The organism is Emcibacter sp. SYSU 3D8, from assembly GCF_039655875.1.
Taxonomy (GTDB): domain Bacteria; phylum Pseudomonadota; class Alphaproteobacteria; order SMXS01; family SMXS01; genus RI-34.
This window is the reverse complement of record NZ_JBBYXK010000002.1, coordinates 839,739-856,359: the sequence shown is the minus strand read 5'-3', so window position 1 is coordinate 856,359 and position 16,621 is coordinate 839,739. Positions and strand designations below refer to the sequence as shown.

Sequence of the window (16,621 nt, the reverse complement as noted above, 5' to 3'; positions counted from 1 at the left end):
CTTGCTACCGGGTCATCCGTCGATAGCGCAGATAAAGCGGCTTGTCGCCCTTCTCCAGCGCCTTGGCTTCGTAACGGGTCTGCGGCCAGTCTTCGGTCCGGCCCTGCCAGTCGGCGGCGCGTTCGGCGGTCCACTCGAAATCCTCGCGGGCGCTCATGTGCCGCACGATCCAGTCGCCGTAATCGGCGTGGTCGGTGGCCGCGCGGAACTCGGCGCCGTCTGCCAGCGCCCTTGCCAGGATGTCGAGCCGGTCGTGGCTGACGAACCGGCGGCGATGATGGCGCGCCTTGGGCCAGGGATCGGGGAACAACAGGAAGGCCCGGCCGATGCTGGCCGGGCGCAACGCCGCCAGCAGCACCGCCGCGTCGTCCATCCAAATCCGGACATTGTCCAGCTTGTGCTCGGCGATCTCGGCAAGCAGGCCGGCAACGCCGTTCTCGTACGGCTCGCAGCCGATGAAGCCGATCTCGGGATTGTTGCGCGCCTGCCAGGCCAGGTGCTCGCCCTTGCCGAAGCCCACCTCGAACCAGACCTCGCACACCGACGGCCCGAACCAGATACGAGGGTCCAGGTTGGCGTCGCCTTCCTCGAGCGGCACCGAGACAGCCGGCAGCAGCCGGTCCATCAGGTCCAGCCGTGTCTGGTTGAGCGCCTTGCCCCGCCGCCGGCCATAGAGGCGGCGGACGACAGGTGTGTCGGATGTCATGCCAGAATCAGGCGAGGGCAGAGCGCAGCGCGTCGGCCAGATCGGTGCGTTCCCAGCTGAAGCCGCCGTCGGCTTCGGGTTCGCGGCCGAAATGGCCATAGGCTGCGGTGCGCGCATAGATCGGCTTGTTGAGGCCCAGATGGGTGCGGATGCCGCGCGGGCTGAGGTCCATCACCTCGGCAAGCACCTCGGACAGCCGGTTTTCATCGACGTTGCCGGTGCCATGCAGGTCCACATAGATCGACAGCGGCCTCGACACGCCGATGGCATAGGAAAGCTGGATCGTGCAGCGATCGCCCAGGCCGGCGGCCACGACGTTCTTCGCCAGATAGCGCGCCGCATAGGCAGCCGAGCGGTCGACCTTGGTCGGATCCTTGCCGGAGAACGCGCCGCCGCCATGGGGCGCGGCGCCGCCATAGGTGTCGACGATGATCTTGCGGCCGGTAAGGCCGGCATCGCCGTCCGGTCCGCCAATGACGAAGCGTCCGGTGGGATTGATGTAGAAGTCGGTTTCGCTGGTCAGCCAGCCCGACGGCAGTGCATTGGAGATGAAGGGATGGACGATGCCTTCCACGTCGGCGGATGACAAATCCCCGTCATGCTGGGTCGAGACGACGATCGAGGTGGCGCGCACCGGCTGGCCATTCTCGTAGAGCAGGCTGATCTGGCTCTTGGCGTCTGGACCGAGGCCCTTCACGGTGCCCGAATGGCGGGCCTGCGCCATGTCGCGCAGGATCTTGTGGGCATAGTAGATCGGCGCCGGCATCAGCGCGTCGGTCTCGCGGCAGGCATAGCCGAACATGATGCCCTGGTCGCCCGCGCCCTCGTCCTTGTTGCCGGCGGAATCGACGCCGATGGCGATGTCGGCCGACTGGCTATGCAGGAGCACCTTGACGTCGCAGGTCTTCCAGTGAAAACCGTCCTGCTCGTAGCCGATCTGGCGCACCGTATTGCGGGCCACCTGTTCCAGCACGTCCGGGGTGATCGATGCGGGACCGCGCACCTCGCCGGCCAGAATGATCTGCTGGGTGGTGACCAGGGTCTCGCACGCGACGCGCGCATACGGGTCGGCCGCCAGGAACGTGTCCAGGACGGCGTCGGATATCATGTCGCAGACTTTGTCGGGATGGCCTTCGGAAACGGATTCGCTGGCGAAAAGGTACGAGTTTCTGGCCACGTGACCCCTCGAAAATGGAGTTCGGAAAAGGCGCGTGGAGACACTGCCCCGCCATCGCCGGCACGTTCGCTGTATAGCAGCGGCCGCAAGCGGCGAACAAGCATAAAGATGTCTTTATATCCTTATATTCGGTCCCCGGCCGGGCGTGGAAACGGCCGGGCGCATGCCGAAGGCCCCTTCCGGCTGCGGCGGAAGGTTCGGCACACTGCAAGTATTGTCATGGGATGTTGCTCAACCGCCCTTGGCGAGGGCCCGGGCCAGTTCGAGCAAACGATGGCGGACCGGCGCGCTGTCGATCTGCCGGTAGGCCCGGACAAGGTCCATGGTTTCGCGGTCGATGGGATCGTCGCCGCGCGTCGGCTGCGGCGCGGCGCCGAGTGGGGCGCCCTCGCCCTGCTCGGGCATTTCCTCGAAAAAGAACTGCGGCGTAACGTCCAGAATGCGGCAGATATCGAACAGCCGGCTGGCGCCTATCCGGTTAGCGCCGCGTTCGTATTTCTGGATTTGCTGGAACGTGATGCCGAGCGCGACACCCAGTTGTTCCTGTGTCATGCCGATGAAGGTGCGGCGCTGCCGCAAGCGTTTGCCGACATGGATATCGACAGGATTCGAGTCAGATAGCACGCGCTGGTCTCCTCAAGTTCCCCAGTCCGGGAACGCGCGTGAACCGGACTGAAGGATCAGCTTCCATAGCCCCAATGACGCCAATGCGCCAAACCCAACAGATATCGCCGACCCTCGAACCTGTTAAAACTAGCAATATTGAGGGATGTATGGCGGGTCAAGCGCCATCTACTGGCGGTTGCGCAGGCGCATGCCCAAAACGAGTAGCGCCAGGCCGGCCATGAGAACCCAGAACACGCTGTCACCGAAGCGGGCGTACAGCGTGGGCGCCAGGGGCGCGGGCAGACGGCCGTCGACGATGCCGCGCTCGCCGATGCCCAGATCGGCGATCACCCGTCCGTGAGCATCGATGATGGCCGAGATGCCGGTGCCCGCGGCGCGCAGCATGGGCAAGCCTTCCTCGATGCTGCGATAGCGGGCGATGGCGAGGTGCTGCCGCGGGCCGGCCCATTCGCCATACCAGGCGTCGTTGGTGATGTTGAGCAGCCAGTCGGGCCGCTCGGCCCGGGGCGTGACCGCGCCGGGAAAGATCACCTCGTAGCAGATCAGCGGGCTGACCGGCGGCAGGCCGGGCAGATGAATCACTCTGGCGCCGGGACCGGGCGCGAAGTCGCCGCCGCCCTCGACCACCTTATCGAACCGGATTTCGAGGCCCAGTACTTCAAACAGGGAATCGAGCGCCCTGAACAGGCCCTTGAGCGGCACATATTCGCCGAACGGCACCAGATGGGCCTTGTCGAAGGTGGCCAGCGTCTTCCCGCCCTCGCCGACAAAGATCATGCTGTTGAAATACCGCATCCGGCCGTCCGGCAAGACCTCGACCCGGGGAAAGCCGGTGACCACGACCGCGCCGGGCCGCCCGACCCGGGCGATCCGGTCGCGGCCCGGCATATCCACATCGAGTTGGTAGGGCACGGCCGCCTCAGACCAGGCGAACAGGTCGATGGCCTCGTTGCCGGGGCCCTCGGAAAGGGCGAGGTGGTCGGTGAAGTTGCGGTGAAAATTCTGCGGCAGCCACTTCTCATCCTGGGCGATATCCGGCTGGACGGCGCGCACCATGGGCCGGTCCGCCGGCTCCGGGTCGGCAGCGGCCAGACGGACGGCGCCGAAGACGAACAGCGCAAGCACGCAAAAGGCGGCGCCGATGGGCCCGCGGAAATCACTGCTGCCTGCCGGTTTGCGTCCGACCAGAACAACCGGCGAGGCGGCGATCGCGGCGGTGATCAGCGTCATGCCATAGGCGCCCGCCAGCGACGCGAACTGGCTCATGGCATCGGAGAATGCCCATGCATAGGCGGCCAGGTTCCACGGGAAACCGGTAATGACATGGCCGCGCAGCCATTCGGCCAGCGCCCAGCACAGCGCGAACAGCAGCACCCGGGACGGCACAAGGCGGCCTATGACGCGAAACAGCAGGCCGGCAAAGCCGGTGTAGAGCGCCATGCCCAGCGGCAGGGCGATGGCGGCAGCCGGCGGCGCGCCAGCGATGGCGAGGGCATTGGCCACCCAGTAGAAGCCGGTGAGGAAGTGGCCGAAACCGAAGAACCAGCCGATCCCGAATGCGCCCTTCTTCATGGGCGCGGCCTCGAGCAGCAGAATCAGGCCCGGAAACGAGACCAGCAGAACGGGTACGGCATAAAGCGGCGCGAAGGCCGCGGTCGCGAGCGCGCCGAGCACGAATGCGAGGCCGAAGCGCTGCCAGGGACGGCGCGCGGCCAGCCAGCCGGGCAAACCGGCCATCATGTGCGGGATCGCATCACGGCAGCATGTCGCCCAGATCGGACCTTGGCTTGCGAACCCGGACCCGCCGGAGCTGGCGGGCATCGGCCTCGGTGACCTCGAACTCGACGCCGGAAGGATGCTCGATCACCTCGCCGCGCTCGGGTACGCGGCCGGTCAGCGAGAACAACAATCCGCCGACGGTGTCGATATAATCTTCCTGCTCCTCGGGCAGCAGATCGATGCCGAGCTGTGTCTCGAGTTCCTCGACGGGACAGCGGGCGTCCACGTCGAAACTGCCGGACGGCCTGGGCATGATCAGCGGCGTCAGCTGCTCGTCGTGCTCGTCGTCGATGTCGCCGACGATGGTCTCGATCAGGTCTTCGATGGTCACGAGGCCGTCGGTGCCGCCATATTCGTCGATCACCAGCGCCATGTGATTGCGGCTGAGCCGCATCTTCAGCAACAGGTCGATCACCGGCATGGAGGGCGGCACGAACAGCACGCGGCGCTTGATGTCGCTGATCGTGACCGCGCGGCCATTCGACTGACCCTCGGTGACGGCGATCAGCACGTCCTTCACATGGACCATGCCGGCCACGTCGTCGAGGGTGTCGCGATAGACCGGCAGGCGGGAATGCGCCGCTTCCTTGAACGCCTTGACCAGCTCTTCGATGGGCATGGTCATCTCGACGGCGACAATGTCGGCGCGGGGGACCATCACATCGGATATCTCGAGCTCGCGCAGCGAGACGATGTTCATCAGCATGATCCGCTCTTCGGCGGTCAGGTCCGACGGATCGTCGCGGTGTTCCTCGATGACGTCCTCGAGGCTTTCGCGCAGGGAGGGCTCGCGACCGCGCAGCCTGGTGAGCATGCCGCTCACCCAGCCTTTCAAGTTCGTACTGTCAGCCTCTGAGGAAGAGTCGCTCATGCTCGGTTCTGTTTGATGGCGGTATTTTCCGCATAGGGATCGGGAATGTCGAGGGTTTCGAGTATGCGGACCTCGCGGGCCTCCATGTCGTCGGCCTCGGCTTCGGTTTCATGGTCGTATCCCAGCAGGTGCAGGAAGCCATGCACCAGCAGATGGGCAGCGTGATGGGTGAACGGTTTGCCGGCCTCCTGCGCCTCGCGCGCCACGGTCTCATAGGCGAGGACGATATCGCCCAGCGCACGCGGTTGCTGCGCCGGTGCGGCGGCCGCCGGAAACGACAGCACGTTGGTGGGCTTGTCCTGGCCGCGCCAGCGGGCGTTCAGGTCGCGGACGAAGGCGTCGTCGGCAAACAGCACGCTGACCTCGGCGTCATCCGCCCCGGTGCCGGCGCGGGACAGGGTCTCGCGGGCGAATGCTTCGGCATCGGGTAGCGGCCCGAGCCAACTGTCGCACTCCATGGATATCTCTACAGACAGCATGGGCCGGCGGCTTAGCCGCCATCATCTCCATTCTGGGCGGTTCTGCGCGCCATCTGCGCCACCTGCCGCTGCCGGTCGTTCTCGTTGTAGGCTTGCACGATACGTGTGACGAGATGATGACGCACCACGTCCGCCTCGCCGAAGTGGACGACGCCGACCTCGGGCACGCCGGACAGGATGTCGAGGGCGTCGCGCAGACCCGATTTGCTGCCGAGCGGCAAGTCGATCTGGCTGGGGTCGCCGGCGATCACCATCCGCGAATTCTCGCCGATGCGGGTCAGGAACATCTTCATCTGCATGGGCGTGGTGTTCTGCGCCTCATCCAGGATGATGAACGAGTTGGCCAGCGTCCGGCCGCGCATGAAGGCGAGTGGCGCCACCTCGATGTCGCCGCTTTCCAGCGCCTTGGCGACCTGGTCGCCGGGCAGCATGTCGTGCAGCGCGTCGTAGAGCGGACGCAGATAGGGATCGACCTTGTCGCGCAGGTCGCCGGGCAGGAAGCCGATACGCTCGCCCGCCTCGACCGCGGGACGCGACAGGATGAGCCGGTCCACGCGGCCCTGGAGCAGCATCTCGACAGCGACGGCAACCGACAAATAGGTCTTGCCCGTGCCCGCGGGACCGACGCCGAAGACGATCTCGGATTCGCGGATGCGCTCGACATATTCGGTCTGGCGCGCCGAACGGGGCGTGATCAGCCGCTTGCGGGTGCGGATCACGGTCTGCTGGGCATCGCCGGGCTGGGCCGATTCGGCCAGCCGGATCGCGCCCTCGACATCACCGGATTCGACAGTCTGGCCGCGCTCCAGCCGGCTATAGAGCGAGTGCAGCACGGAACGGGCGGCACCCGCCGATACCGATGGACCGGCGATCGACACCTTGTTGCCGCGCGACGACACCGTCACGCCCAGGCGTTTCTCGATAAGTGCGAGGTTGCTGTCATGCTTGCCGAACAGTTCCGGCAATAAGGAATTATCACTGAAATCGGTGACGACCTTGTCGGCCGTGGGCGCGGCGCCCCCGGGCATTCCCGTCGGTTTATCTGCCACTTTCCCTCGCTGTCACTGCGCCGCCACCAGGTTTACGGGCTCCACCAACCGCCCGCGCAGGCTGTTCGACAGCACGGCTGCGATTTCCACGTTCCGGATGGTACCCTTTAAATGACCCGCGGCGGAACCCGCATCGACACTGACCGCCTGCATGAAGGGGCTGCGTCCGACGAGCTGACCGGGATGTCGGCCGTCGCGCTCGAGCAGCACCGGCAGGATCTGGCCGACGGTGGCGGTGTTGAACGCCTCCTGCTGGCGCAGCAGTTCCTCTTGCAGCGCTGCGAGCCGCAAGGACTTCACGTCCTCGGGCACCTGCTCGTCCAGGTCGGCGGCCGGCGTGCCCGGGCGGGGGCTGTACTTGAACGAATAGGCCGAGGCGAAGCCGACCTGGCGCACCAGGTCCATGGTCGCCTCGAAATCGGCGTCGGTTTCGCCCGGATAGCCGACGATGAAGTCGCTCGACAGCGCAAGGTCGGGCCGGGCGTCGCGCAGGCTGGCGATGATCTCGTGATAGCGCGCCGCATTGTGCCGCCGGTTCATGGCCTTCAGGATGCGGTCGGAGCCGCTCTGCACCGGCAGGTGAAGGAAGGGCATGATCTTCGGCACATCGCGGTGGGCGGCGATCAGGTCGGCGTCCACGTCGCGCGGATGGGACGTGGTGTAGCGGATGCGCTCCAGCCCGTCGATTTCGGCCAGCCGCCGCATCAACTCGCCCAGGCCGGCGGCGGCGCCCGTGCCGTCATCACCGTGCCAGGCATTGACGTTCTGGCCCAGCAGGGTGATCTCGACCGTGCCCTGGTCCACCATGCGGCGGGCCTCTGCGATGATGTCGGGCACGGGCCGCGAATATTCCGCGCCGCGCGTATAGGGCACCACGCAGAACGAGCAGAACTTGTCGCAGCCTTCCTGGATGGTCAGGAACGCGCTGTAACCCTGCGCCGCGGCCATTTCCGGCAGGCGATCGAACTTTTCGTCGACCGCGAGATCGACGGCGACCACGTGCGAGCGGCCGGTTTCCATCAGCTCGCGGGTGGCGCGGCCCAGCAGATCGGGCAGGTCCTGATAGGCCTGCGGCCCGAACACCAGATCGATGGTGGGCGCGCGGCGCATCATTTCCTCGCCCTGGGCCTGGGCGACGCAGCCGCCGACGGCGACCAGCATGCGGCCGCCGGTGCGGGCCTTCTCCTCCTTGAGCAGGCGCAGGCGGCCGACTTCGGAATAGACCTTCTCGGCCGCCTTCTCGCGGATATGGCAGGTATTGAGGATGACCAGGTCGGCGTCGTCCGGCACATCGGTCGCCTCATAGCCCAGCGGCGCAAGGACATCGGCCATGCGCGCCGAGTCGTAGACGTTCATCTGGCAGCCATAGGTCTTGATGTGCAGCCGTTTCTTCGCCACGGGTCTATCCTAAAGTATTGCGGGCGCGGAACCTAGCAGCGGTCGTCCCGGAGTCAAGAAAAGCCGGATCAGGCCGCGTGTTCCACCGGATCATACCCGCTGTTGAGATATTCGAGGCGCCGCGAGATTTCGGCGTGACAATGGGCCGACATGGCCTTGCGCCCGCCGACGGCGTCCAGCGTGATTGCGTCATGGAAGGTGATCACCGCGCTGACCCGGCCGATGGTCAGCAGCTCCCAGACATGAGGGCCCAGCACCATGTCGCCGTACCAGCCCACGAACGGGCGGAAATGGCGGCCGAGTGGCATGGAATTGATCTGCGTATAGGCGACGGTGACCGGCTGCACGGTCAGCGGCTTCGCGCCCTGCCAGCGCTCGGCCACGGCAAACAGGCTGCTCTTGAAGGGCAGCACCCGGCTGCCGTCCGAACTGGTGCCTTCGGGAAACAGAATCAGGCTGTCGCCGGCCCGGAGCCGGTCGATCATCATCTCAAGATGTGCGCTGGAGCGGGTGCGATTCTCCCGGTCGATGAAGATGGTCCGCCGCAGGGTGGAAAGCCAGCCGAACAGGGCCCACCCTTCCAGGTCGCCGCGGGCGACGAATGACGGCGTCATCAGGCCGCCCAGGGTGAAGATGTCGAGCCAGGAGACGTGGTTGGCGACATACAGCACGGGTTCCTCGCGGGACCGCTCGCCGTGTACTTCGACGCTGATGCCCAGGATCCAGCAGGCAACCTTGAAATACCAGTAGGGAAGCTTTTCCTTGGCCCGGCCCGGCAGCCGCAACAGGATCGGCTGGATCAGGATGACCGGCACCAGGCACAGCGCCACACCCAGCAGGCACAACAGCGCCCGCGGATGGCTGAGCGGCAGGGACCGGGCGCGCGTCGGCGAACCATCAGCCATAGGGCGTCAGGAATCCTTTTTCAGCGGCACGCCGTACAGTTCCAGCCGGTGGTCGACGAGCTTGTAGCCGAGCTCCCTGGCGATGAACTCCTGCAGCTTCTCGATTTCCTCATTGCGGAACTCGACCACATTGCCGGTCTGGACGTCGATCAGGTGATCGTGGTGCCGTTCGGGCACCTCTTCATACCGGGAACGGCCATCCCTGAAGTCGTGACGCTCCAAGATCCCCGCCTCCTCGAAGAGGCGCACGGTCCGGTAGACCGTGGCGATACTGATGTGACTGTCGATCTTGGCGGCGCGGGCGTAAAGCTCTTCGACATCGGGATGGTCATGGGCCTCCGACAGCACGCGGGCAATCACCCGCCGCTGATCGGTCATTCTCATCCCCTTGGAAACACATAGCTTTTCGAGTCGATCCGGCATACCTCACCTTGCGTCGAGGGTCCCGGACGCGCCCGCGCCGGAGACCCGTTACTTCCGGCGGCCGCGCTTGGTGCCCAGGCCGATCTTTTTGGCGAGGACCCGGCGCTGCGCCGCGTAATTCGGAGCCACCATCGGATAATCGGCCGGCAGACCCCACTTCTCACGGTATTCCTCGGGCGACATATTGTAGGCCGTCCGCAGATGCCGCTTGAGCATTTTCAACTTCTTACCATCTTCCAGGCAAATGATGTAGTCCGGCATTACCGAGCGACGAACGGGAACGGCGGGCTTGGCCTTCTCGACAGGCTCTTCGGGCGCGTCGGCGCCGAGCTTGGTCAAGGTATAATATACCTGCTCGATCAGGTGCGGTACGTCGGCCATAGCGACGCTATTATTGGCGAGATGCGCCGAAACGATATCGGAGGTCAGCGCCAGCAGGTCGCCACGTTCGACGTTTTCCTTGGTTTCATTTACCATGAGGGAACCTTGTTTCTGTTTGACTAGGAGAAATCTTCCGTCTTATAGGCCGACCAGAATGCCGAGGCAAGTTGGATAGTCATTCGAAGATGCAGGAAAAGAAGATGACAGAACAGGTCAGCCAGCGACTCGACATTACCGCGCTATTGTGTCCCATGACTTTCGTCAGAACTCGCCTGCTACTCGACAGAATGCAGCCGGGAGAGGTCGCCGAGATCATTCTCCGGGGTGGGGAGCCCTTGAAGAACGTGCCCGAGGCGGTGCGAAACCTGGGCCACGCGATTCTGGATGTTGCGGAAACGGAACGAAAAGGGACTTTCCGCATGCTGGTGCGGTCCGCCGGACCTATCTGAGGTCGCGCCGCATGGTCAGCGCATCGACCTTGAGGTTGTCCAGCCGCAGATAATAGCCCTTGCGCCGGCCCACCTGGAAGAATCCGAGCGAGCGGTAGAGCAGCTGGGCGCTGGGATTGTCCTCCGCCACCTCCAGATACATCTCGCGCGCGCCGCCCTCGACGCAGCGGCCCATGCACCGCAGGATCAACTGGCGGGCGGTGCCCGCGCGGCGATGCGTCGGCAACACACCCAGCGACAGCAGCTCGCTTTCCGGGCCGGCGACGCGGCAGGCACAGAAGCCGACCGGCTCGGGCCTGATGCGGCCCGCCACGCTGGCTAGCAGGCAGAACGAGCCGGGCATGCCCAGGACATCGGCGAAAGCCTGCGCCGACCAGCGTTCGTCGCCTGGCCTGCAGAAGCTGGCGGCATGGAGCGACGCCAGCAGATCGGCGGCAACGGCGCCCACCGGGGCAATATCGACCAGCGTGCTCACACGAGCACCCGCCCGCCGGGAAGCTTGGCGTCCGGCGGCCTGAGATAGAGCGGGCGAGGCGGCGCCGAAGGCAGCGGCCGCGCGGCGGCCAGGGCGGCCACATCGACCGCGTCGATGATCTCGTGTCCCGCCAGCACCTCGAGGCCGGATAGCGCCGCTGCCGCCACCGCCGCGCCGGACCCGACGACATAGCCCGGCCCCGGCGGCAGATGATCGGCCAGACGCTCGAGGTCGACCGCCGCCGGCTCGGACAATGCCGCGACCACCGGACCCAGGCGGAAGGATTGAAGGTAAAGCTGGCCGCGCCTGCCATCGATGGCTGCCACCACCGTGCCGCCATCCGGGACTTTGCCCGCCGCGCCCTGGGCCAGCGCCTCCAGGCTGGTGATCCCGGCGACCTTGACGCCGGTCGCCACACCCAGGCCGCGGGCGGCGGCGACGCCGATCCGCAGGCCGGCGAATGTGCCGGGGCCGATCGTCGTTGCGATCAGGTCCAGATCGGCATAGCGGATGCCCGCCTCGGCCAGCACCTGCTCGATCATCGGCAACAGCCGCTCCACCAGCGCGCGGGGCCGGTCCTCGTCGGCGCGGGCCAGGCAGACATTGCCGTCCACCAGCGCCACGGATCCGCCTCCCAGCGACGTATCGAATGCCAGCACGCGCATGATCTGGGGACTACCTGATGGTACACATCTCGTCGAAGTCCGGACGCGGGCTGCGCGGGAACAGGCCGGCGCTATCGCCGTAGCCCAGCGCGCACAGGAAATTCGACTTGATGGAGGTGTCGGCAAAATAGGCCGCGTCGACGGCGGGCTGGTCGAACCCCGACATGGGCCCGCAATCGAGCCCCACCGCGCGCGCCGCCAGCATCAGATACGCCCCCTGTAGGGTGCCATTGCGGAACGCGGTCGTGAACGCCAGCTGCTCGTCGTGGGCGAACCATTCGCGGGCCTCGGGCGCATGGGGAAACAGCCGGGGGATCTGGTCATAGAATTTCAGGTCGAAGCCGATGATCGCAACCGCGCCGGCGGTCGCCACCTTTTCCACGTTGCCCGGCATCACCATGGTGGCGAGCCGGTCCTTTTCGGCCTGGGAATGGACGAATACGATCCGCGCCGGAAAGCAGTTGGCGCTGGTCGCGCCCCACTTGGCCAGGTCGTACACCCGCCGGAGCTGGTCGACGGTGACCGGCTTCGGCAGCCATTTGTTCTGGGTGCGGGCCGTGCGGAACAGCACGTCGAACGCGGCGTTGTCGAGTCCCTTGCTCATGCGGCGGAATCCCCTCTGCTGGTGGTGTCGGCCTCAATCTACGGCGGAATCCGCCGAAATTCAGCGGGGAAGTGGCCGGTCGGCGGGAAGCGCGCTCAGACCTGACGGACCTCGGACACTTCGGGAACGAAGTGGCGCAGCAGATTTTCAATGCCGTGCTTCAGCGTGGCGGTCGAACTGGGGCAGCCGGCGCACGAGCCCTGCATGTGCAGGTAGACGATGCCCTCCTCGAAACCCTGGTAGACGATATCGCCGCCGTCCTGGGCAACGGCCGGACGCACGCGGGTGTCGAGCAGATCCTTGATCTGCCGGACCACGTCGTCGTCGTCCTCGTCGGAAACCTCGGCGGGCGCCGAATCGGCTTCGACCACCGGCAAGCCGGCCGTCAGGTGCTCCATGATGGCGCCGAGAACTGCCGGCTTCAGGTCCTGCCAGTCGGTGCCGTCCGTGGTGATGGTGATGAAGTCGCTGCCGAGGAACACGGCGGCCACGCCGTCGATCCCGAACAGCCGCTGGGCGAGCGGAGACTTGGCGGCGGCTTCCAGATTGGGGAAATGCGCCGTGGATTCGCCCATGATCTCCCGGCCCGGCAGAAATTTCAGGGTCGCCGGATTGGGGGTGCGCTCGGTTTCGATGAACATTTGTTCCGCTCCTCGTGGGATGGATTTGTCCGTCATATGCGCCACATGGACCGGCTTTTCAAGCGAGCCGTGTCACGCGATGCGGTCGACCTGGCCCAGGTCCAGGTGGCCGGGCACGATGGTGACGGGGATCGGCGTGGTGCCCGCGAGCTGGCCGGAGAACGACGATACCAGCGGACCCGGCCCATCCTTGCCGCTGCCGGCGGCGAGCACCAGAACATGGATCGCTGCGTCCTCGGACACCAGCTTGAGGATTTCCTGGGCGGGCGTGCCTTCGCGCACCACGAGCTCGGCCTCGATGCCCGTATCGGATTTCAGCCGCGTCGCCAGCTCGCGCAGCACCTGCTGCGCCTCGGCGTGGGCCTCCTCGCGCATGCGCTGCTCGATACCGGCGAATTGCTGGAACTCGGGCCGGGCGACCACGAACAGCAGGATCACGCCGCTGGCCGTCTTGGCCGCGCGCCGTGCCGCGTAGCGCATGGCGTTATCGCATTCGGGCGTCTGGTCGACGACCACCAGGAACTTGCGGCTCTCGGTGACGGCCTCGGCTGCGGGTTGCGCGGCGTGCATGACGGTCGACCTCCTGTCGCTGACCGGGTCGCAGACTCTAGCAGAACCCGCCCGGGTGGCGAATCGAGATTCGCGGTCGCCGTTTACGCTAGTAGCCGCTGGCCGCCGGAGACTTGTCCATGTCGATGCTGATCTGGCGGGTGACGCCGCTGGGACCTGGGAAGTCGGTGAACAGGGCGCGGACCATCAGGGGCATGACCTCCTCGAGACGATTCGAGCGGCCATCGCTGATCACCCGCGTTTCGTAGAGGTTCTGGCCGGGATTGCCCGCCTCGGCGATCTCGAGCTCCAGCCGGCGCTGATAGACGGTGAAGGAGCGCACATCCGAATGATCGTCGAATCCATAGCCATAGCCGCCCCACGGACCCCAATAGGGCCGGTGATAGCCGTAATAGCCACCGCCATAGAATCCGCTGTTGTAGGAGCGCACCTTCTCGCGGGCGCCGTCCAGGCCGTAATCGAACCGAACGACCAGGGTCGGCTGGGCGCCGCGCGCCGCCGGCCGGTAGCCGACCCGCTGCAACTCGGCCGCAACCAGCCCGGCATATTGCTGGAACTCCAGGCTGCCCTGCTTGCGCGGGTCCTTGGCGTCGATGACGAAGGTTTCGCCCGAGGGCTGCGGCAGGCGGTGCCAGCTCGACACATCGCTGCGGAACTTGCTGGCGCACCCCGCGAGAGCGAGGGCTGCAACGAGCACGATGAGAAGTCTGGATGATGTGGCCATTGGTGTTTCCGTGCCCCCCAAGGCAGCTTGCTGTGGATTGCTCCACGACAATAGATAGGCCTCCGGGATCAGGCCTGCAAGAAGCCGACGATGTCCTTGATCTGGCGCAGGATCGGGGCCGACCGCTCGCGCGCCTTCTCGGCGCCGGCATTGAGGATGCCGGTCACGTAGGCCGGGTCGTCGCGCAACCGGCCGAATTCGGCCGAGATGGGTCCCAGCTTGGCCACGGCCAGGTCGGTCAGGTCCTGCTTGAACGCCGAGAACTGGGCGCCGTCGTACTGGGCGCAGACCTGGTCGGCGGTCATGTCGGCAAGCGCGGCATAGATGCCCACCAGATTGCGCGCCTCGGGCCGATCCTTCAGATCCTTGGAGGTGCCCGGCAACGGCTCGGCGTCGGTGCGCGCCTTGCGAATCTTGCGGGCGATCTCGTCCGGGCCGTCGGCAAGGTTGATGCGCGAGACCTCGGCCGGGTCCGACTTGGACATCTTCTTGGTGCCGTCCTTCAGCGACATTACGCGGGTCGCCTCGCCGAAGATCAGCGGCTCGGGCAGCGGGAAGAACTCGGTTTCGTAGTCCACGTTGAACTTCTGGGCGATGTCGCGGGCCAGTTCCAGGTGCTGCTTCTGGTCTTCGCCCACCGGCACATGGGTGGCCTTGTAGGCCAGGATATCGGCGGCCATCAGGTTCGGGTAGACGAACAGGCCGACGCTGGCACGCTCGCGGTGCTTGCCGGCCTTGTCCTTGAACTGGGTCATGCGCGACAGCCAGCCCATGCGGGCGACGCAATTGAGAATCCAGGCCAGTTCTGCGTGGGCCGGCACCTGGCTCTGGTTGAACAGCACGGTGCGCTGCGGATCGACACCGCAGGCAATCACCGCCGCCGCGACCTCGAGCGTATTGCGGCGCAGTTCGTCGGGCGCCTGGAACAGGGTGATCGCATGCAGGTCGACGATGGCATAGACGCAGTCGTACTCGCCCTGCATCTTCACCCAGTTACGGATGGCGCCGAGGTAGTTGCCCAGATGCAGGTTACCCGTGGGCTGCACGCCCGAAAATACCGTCGCCGTCACGTCGCTGATCCCGTTGAGTGATCGAATGGCCGCAGGGTTATGGGCCTTTCGCGGGTGATTTTCAACTATCGGTCTTGCCGCGCATGAGCCCGCGCAACTCGCGCAGGCGGAGTGCGCCGACCAGCTGGGAAACGATGCCATAGACGGCGATGCCGCCAACCACGATCGCCGCCAGTTTCAATATCCGCGGCAATTCCTTCACCTCGGCGCCCGACCAGGAACCGGAAACCATGCTCGCGCCCCACAGCGCCAGTCCCATGGCCGCGGCGGCGAGCAGCATGCGGGGAAACCGCTGGCGCAGGCGGGCATCGATGGTGAAGTGGCCGCGCTTGTGCAGCCCCCAGGCCAGCAGGCCGACATTGATCCACGAGGCGATAGCCGTCGCAGCCGCCAGGCCGAGCTGAGCAAAGGGCTTCATCAACGCCAGGCTGATCACGGTGTTGAGCACCAGGCTGATGATCGAATAGCGCACCGGCGTGGCCGTGTCGTGCCGGGCGAAAAACCCCGGCGTCAGGATCTTGACCAGGATGTAGGCGGGCAGGCCGGCCGCGAACACGGCGAGCGTCATCGCGGTGTTCCAGGTGTCCTCGGCGGTGAAGGCGCCGCGCTCGAACATGGTGGCGATCAGCGGCTCGGCCACGATCATCGAGGCGACGGCGCAGGGGATGGTGAAGAACAGGCACATCTCCATGGCCCGGTTCATGGTCGACGCGGCATCCTGCTCGTGTCCCGACGCCACCTGCCGCGACAGCATGGGCAGGAGCGCGGTGCCAACCGCGACGCCGATCACGCCGATGGGCAGCTGGTTCACGCGGTCGGCATAGAACAGATAGGAGATGGATCCGGCCGGCAGGAACGAGGCGATGATCAGGTCGACCATCAGATTGACCTGCATGGCCCCGGCGCCGATGGCGGCCGGCGCCATGACCTTCAGCAACTGCCTGACGTCGGCGGTCAACCGTGGCAGCCTGAGCCTGAGCCCCATGCCCGCCTGGCGCAGCGCACCGAACAGCCACAGAAACTGCAGCACGCCGCCAGCGGTCACCGCGAAGGCCAGCACGTGCCCAGGCGGATAGGCCGGCACCAGCCACAGCATGGCCGAAATCATGGTCAGGTTGAGGATGATCGGCGTGCCGGCAACGGCGGCGAACTTGCCGCAGGCGTTGAGGATGCCGCCCTGCAGCGAGACCAGGCTGATAAACAGCAGATAGGGAAAGGTGATGCGGGTCAGCTCGACCGCCAGCTCGAACTTGGCGGAATCGTCGCTGAAACCGGGCGCGAGCACATACATCACCCAGGGCATGCAGATCTGGACGATGGCGGTAAAGGCCAGCAAGGCGGTAAGCAGCACCGCCTGGGTTTCCTCGGCGAAGTGCCGGGCGGTCGCGCCGCTGGGATCTTCGGTCAGCCGCCGCGTGAACAACGGCACGAAGGCGGCGTTGAACGCGCCCTCGGCGAACAGGCGCCGGAAGAAGTTCGGCAGCTTGAAGGCCACCACGAAACAGTCGGCGACGAGGCCAGCCCCAAGGACGCCGGTCATCAGGATATCGCGGGCAAAGCCGGCAATGCGCGAGATCGCCGTGAAGCCGCCGATGGTCGCGGTCGCGCGCCAGAGTGACATTCAGCGG

Annotated in this window: 20 protein-coding genes; 1 reads left to right on the top strand and 19 read right to left on the bottom strand. The window is 65.9% G+C overall.

The window, feature by feature from the left end; all coding sequences use genetic code 11:
- Positions 1–4 precede the first annotated feature (4 nt).
- From WJU21_RS10090 to WJU21_RS10040, 11 genes are all read right to left on the bottom strand, one after another.
- Complete coding sequence (locus WJU21_RS10090) at positions 5–706, bottom strand: tRNA (guanine(46)-N(7))-methyltransferase TrmB (RefSeq protein WP_346323279.1); 702 nt, start codon at positions 704–706, stop codon at positions 5–7.
- Between the two features lie 7 nt (positions 707–713).
- Complete coding sequence (gene metK, locus WJU21_RS10085) at positions 714–1,883, bottom strand: methionine adenosyltransferase (RefSeq protein ID WP_346323278.1); 1,170 nt, start codon at positions 1,881–1,883, stop codon at positions 714–716.
- 231 nt (positions 1,884–2,114) lie between these two features.
- Positions 2,115–2,507, bottom strand: coding sequence for a helix-turn-helix transcriptional regulator (locus WJU21_RS10080; protein WP_346323277.1), 393 nt, complete (start codon positions 2,505–2,507; stop codon positions 2,115–2,117).
- A 168-nt stretch (positions 2,508–2,675) separates the two neighbouring features.
- The gene (lnt, locus tag WJU21_RS10075) at positions 2,676–4,250 is read right to left on the bottom strand and encodes an apolipoprotein N-acyltransferase (RefSeq protein WP_346323276.1); all 1,575 of its coding nucleotides are present in this window, start codon (positions 4,248–4,250) and stop codon (positions 2,676–2,678) included.
- Between the two features lie 13 nt (positions 4,251–4,263).
- Positions 4,264–5,103: a hemolysin family protein gene (locus WJU21_RS10070; protein ID WP_346323275.1), complete on the bottom strand. Its 840-nt coding sequence runs from the start codon at positions 5,101–5,103 to the stop codon at positions 4,264–4,266.
- A gap of 53 nt (positions 5,104–5,156) precedes the next feature.
- Complete coding sequence (gene ybeY, locus WJU21_RS10065; protein ID WP_346323274.1) at positions 5,157–5,618, bottom strand: rRNA maturation RNase YbeY; 462 nt, start codon at positions 5,616–5,618, stop codon at positions 5,157–5,159.
- Between the two features lie 32 nt (positions 5,619–5,650).
- Entirely contained in the window at positions 5,651–6,667 is a 1,017-nt protein-coding gene (locus tag WJU21_RS10060; protein ID WP_346323492.1) for a PhoH family protein, read from the bottom strand.
- 33 nt (positions 6,668–6,700) lie between these two features.
- A complete protein-coding gene (miaB, locus tag WJU21_RS10055) occupies positions 6,701–8,086 on the bottom strand; it encodes a tRNA (N6-isopentenyl adenosine(37)-C2)-methylthiotransferase MiaB (RefSeq protein ID WP_346323273.1) in 1,386 nt (461 codons plus the stop codon).
- Positions 8,087–8,154: 68 nt separating this feature from the next.
- A complete protein-coding gene (locus WJU21_RS10050; RefSeq protein WP_346323272.1) occupies positions 8,155–8,991 on the bottom strand; it encodes a lysophospholipid acyltransferase family protein in 837 nt (278 codons plus the stop codon).
- Between the two features lie 6 nt (positions 8,992–8,997).
- A complete protein-coding gene (locus WJU21_RS10045) occupies positions 8,998–9,414 on the bottom strand; it encodes a Fur family transcriptional regulator (protein WP_346323271.1) in 417 nt (138 codons plus the stop codon).
- A 48-nt stretch (positions 9,415–9,462) separates the two neighbouring features.
- The gene (locus tag WJU21_RS10040) at positions 9,463–9,891 is read right to left on the bottom strand and encodes a MucR family transcriptional regulator (RefSeq protein WP_346323270.1); all 429 of its coding nucleotides are present in this window, start codon (positions 9,889–9,891) and stop codon (positions 9,463–9,465) included.
- A 104-nt stretch (positions 9,892–9,995) separates the two neighbouring features.
- Between WJU21_RS10040 and WJU21_RS10035 the strand changes: the two genes are divergently transcribed.
- Complete coding sequence (locus tag WJU21_RS10035; RefSeq protein WP_346323269.1) at positions 9,996–10,244, top strand: sulfurtransferase TusA family protein; 249 nt, start codon at positions 9,996–9,998, stop codon at positions 10,242–10,244.
- Here WJU21_RS10035 and WJU21_RS10030 read toward each other — a convergent pair.
- From WJU21_RS10030 to murJ, 8 genes are all read right to left on the bottom strand, one after another.
- Positions 10,237–10,719: an N-acetyltransferase gene (locus tag WJU21_RS10030; RefSeq protein ID WP_346323268.1), complete on the bottom strand. Its 483-nt coding sequence runs from the start codon at positions 10,717–10,719 to the stop codon at positions 10,237–10,239. The genes WJU21_RS10035 and WJU21_RS10030 overlap by 8 nt on opposite strands.
- Entirely contained in the window at positions 10,716–11,384 is a 669-nt protein-coding gene (tsaB, locus tag WJU21_RS10025; RefSeq protein WP_346323267.1) for a tRNA (adenosine(37)-N6)-threonylcarbamoyltransferase complex dimerization subunit type 1 TsaB, read from the bottom strand. Before tsaB ends, WJU21_RS10030 begins: the two co-directional genes overlap by 4 nt.
- Before the next feature lie 10 nt (positions 11,385–11,394).
- Positions 11,395–11,988 (bottom strand): malonic semialdehyde reductase, encoded by a 594-nt coding sequence (locus WJU21_RS10020; RefSeq protein WP_346323266.1) that lies wholly within the window; start codon positions 11,986–11,988, stop codon positions 11,395–11,397.
- A gap of 95 nt (positions 11,989–12,083) precedes the next feature.
- Positions 12,084–12,629, bottom strand: a complete 546-nt coding sequence (locus WJU21_RS10015) for a NifU family protein (protein WP_346323265.1) — start codon at positions 12,627–12,629, stop codon at positions 12,084–12,086.
- Positions 12,630–12,701: 72 nt separating this feature from the next.
- The gene (locus WJU21_RS10010; protein WP_346323264.1) at positions 12,702–13,199 is read right to left on the bottom strand and encodes a universal stress protein; all 498 of its coding nucleotides are present in this window, start codon (positions 13,197–13,199) and stop codon (positions 12,702–12,704) included.
- A gap of 88 nt (positions 13,200–13,287) precedes the next feature.
- Positions 13,288–13,923: a DUF4136 domain-containing protein gene (locus WJU21_RS10005; RefSeq protein WP_346323263.1), complete on the bottom strand. Its 636-nt coding sequence runs from the start codon at positions 13,921–13,923 to the stop codon at positions 13,288–13,290.
- Positions 13,924–13,991: 68 nt separating this feature from the next.
- A complete protein-coding gene (gene trpS, locus WJU21_RS10000; protein ID WP_346323262.1) occupies positions 13,992–14,993 on the bottom strand; it encodes a tryptophan--tRNA ligase in 1,002 nt (333 codons plus the stop codon).
- Between the two features lie 61 nt (positions 14,994–15,054).
- Positions 15,055–16,614: a murein biosynthesis integral membrane protein MurJ gene (gene murJ / locus WJU21_RS09995; RefSeq protein WP_346323261.1), complete on the bottom strand. Its 1,560-nt coding sequence runs from the start codon at positions 16,612–16,614 to the stop codon at positions 15,055–15,057.
- Between the last annotated feature and the right edge of the window lie 7 nt (positions 16,615–16,621).

Coding starts and splice junctions, on each gene's coding strand:
- WJU21_RS10090 (WP_346323279.1), bottom strand. CDS start 706: ATGACATCCGACACACCTGTCGTCCGCCGCCTCTATGGCCGGCGGCGG.
- lnt (WP_346323276.1), bottom strand. CDS start 4,250: ATGATGGCCGGTTTGCCCGGCTGGCTGGCCGCGCGCCGTCCCTGGCAG.
- WJU21_RS10070 (WP_346323275.1), bottom strand. CDS start 5,103: ATGCTCACCAGGCTGCGCGGTCGCGAGCCCTCCCTGCGCGAAAGCCTC.
- ybeY (WP_346323274.1), bottom strand. CDS start 5,618: ATGGAGTGCGACAGTTGGCTCGGGCCGCTACCCGATGCCGAAGCATTC.
- WJU21_RS10060 (WP_346323492.1), bottom strand. CDS start 6,667: ATGCCCGGGGGCGCCGCGCCCACGGCCGACAAGGTCGTCACCGATTTC.
- WJU21_RS10050 (WP_346323272.1), bottom strand. CDS start 8,991: ATGGCTGATGGTTCGCCGACGCGCGCCCGGTCCCTGCCGCTCAGCCAT.
- WJU21_RS10045 (WP_346323271.1), bottom strand. CDS start 9,414: ATGCCGGATCGACTCGAAAAGCTATGTGTTTCCAAGGGGATGAGAATG.
- WJU21_RS10040 (WP_346323270.1), bottom strand. CDS start 9,891: ATGGTAAATGAAACCAAGGAAAACGTCGAACGTGGCGACCTGCTGGCG.
- WJU21_RS10035 (WP_346323269.1), top strand. CDS start 9,996: ATGACAGAACAGGTCAGCCAGCGACTCGACATTACCGCGCTATTGTGT.
- tsaB (WP_346323267.1), bottom strand. CDS start 11,384: ATGCGCGTGCTGGCATTCGATACGTCGCTGGGAGGCGGATCCGTGGCG.
- WJU21_RS10020 (WP_346323266.1), bottom strand. CDS start 11,988: ATGAGCAAGGGACTCGACAACGCCGCGTTCGACGTGCTGTTCCGCACG.
- WJU21_RS10015 (WP_346323265.1), bottom strand. CDS start 12,629: ATGTTCATCGAAACCGAGCGCACCCCCAATCCGGCGACCCTGAAATTT.
- WJU21_RS10010 (WP_346323264.1), bottom strand. CDS start 13,199: ATGCACGCCGCGCAACCCGCAGCCGAGGCCGTCACCGAGAGCCGCAAG.
- WJU21_RS10005 (WP_346323263.1), bottom strand. CDS start 13,923: ATGGCCACATCATCCAGACTTCTCATCGTGCTCGTTGCAGCCCTCGCT.
- murJ (WP_346323261.1), bottom strand. CDS start 16,614: ATGTCACTCTGGCGCGCGACCGCGACCATCGGCGGCTTCACGGCGATC.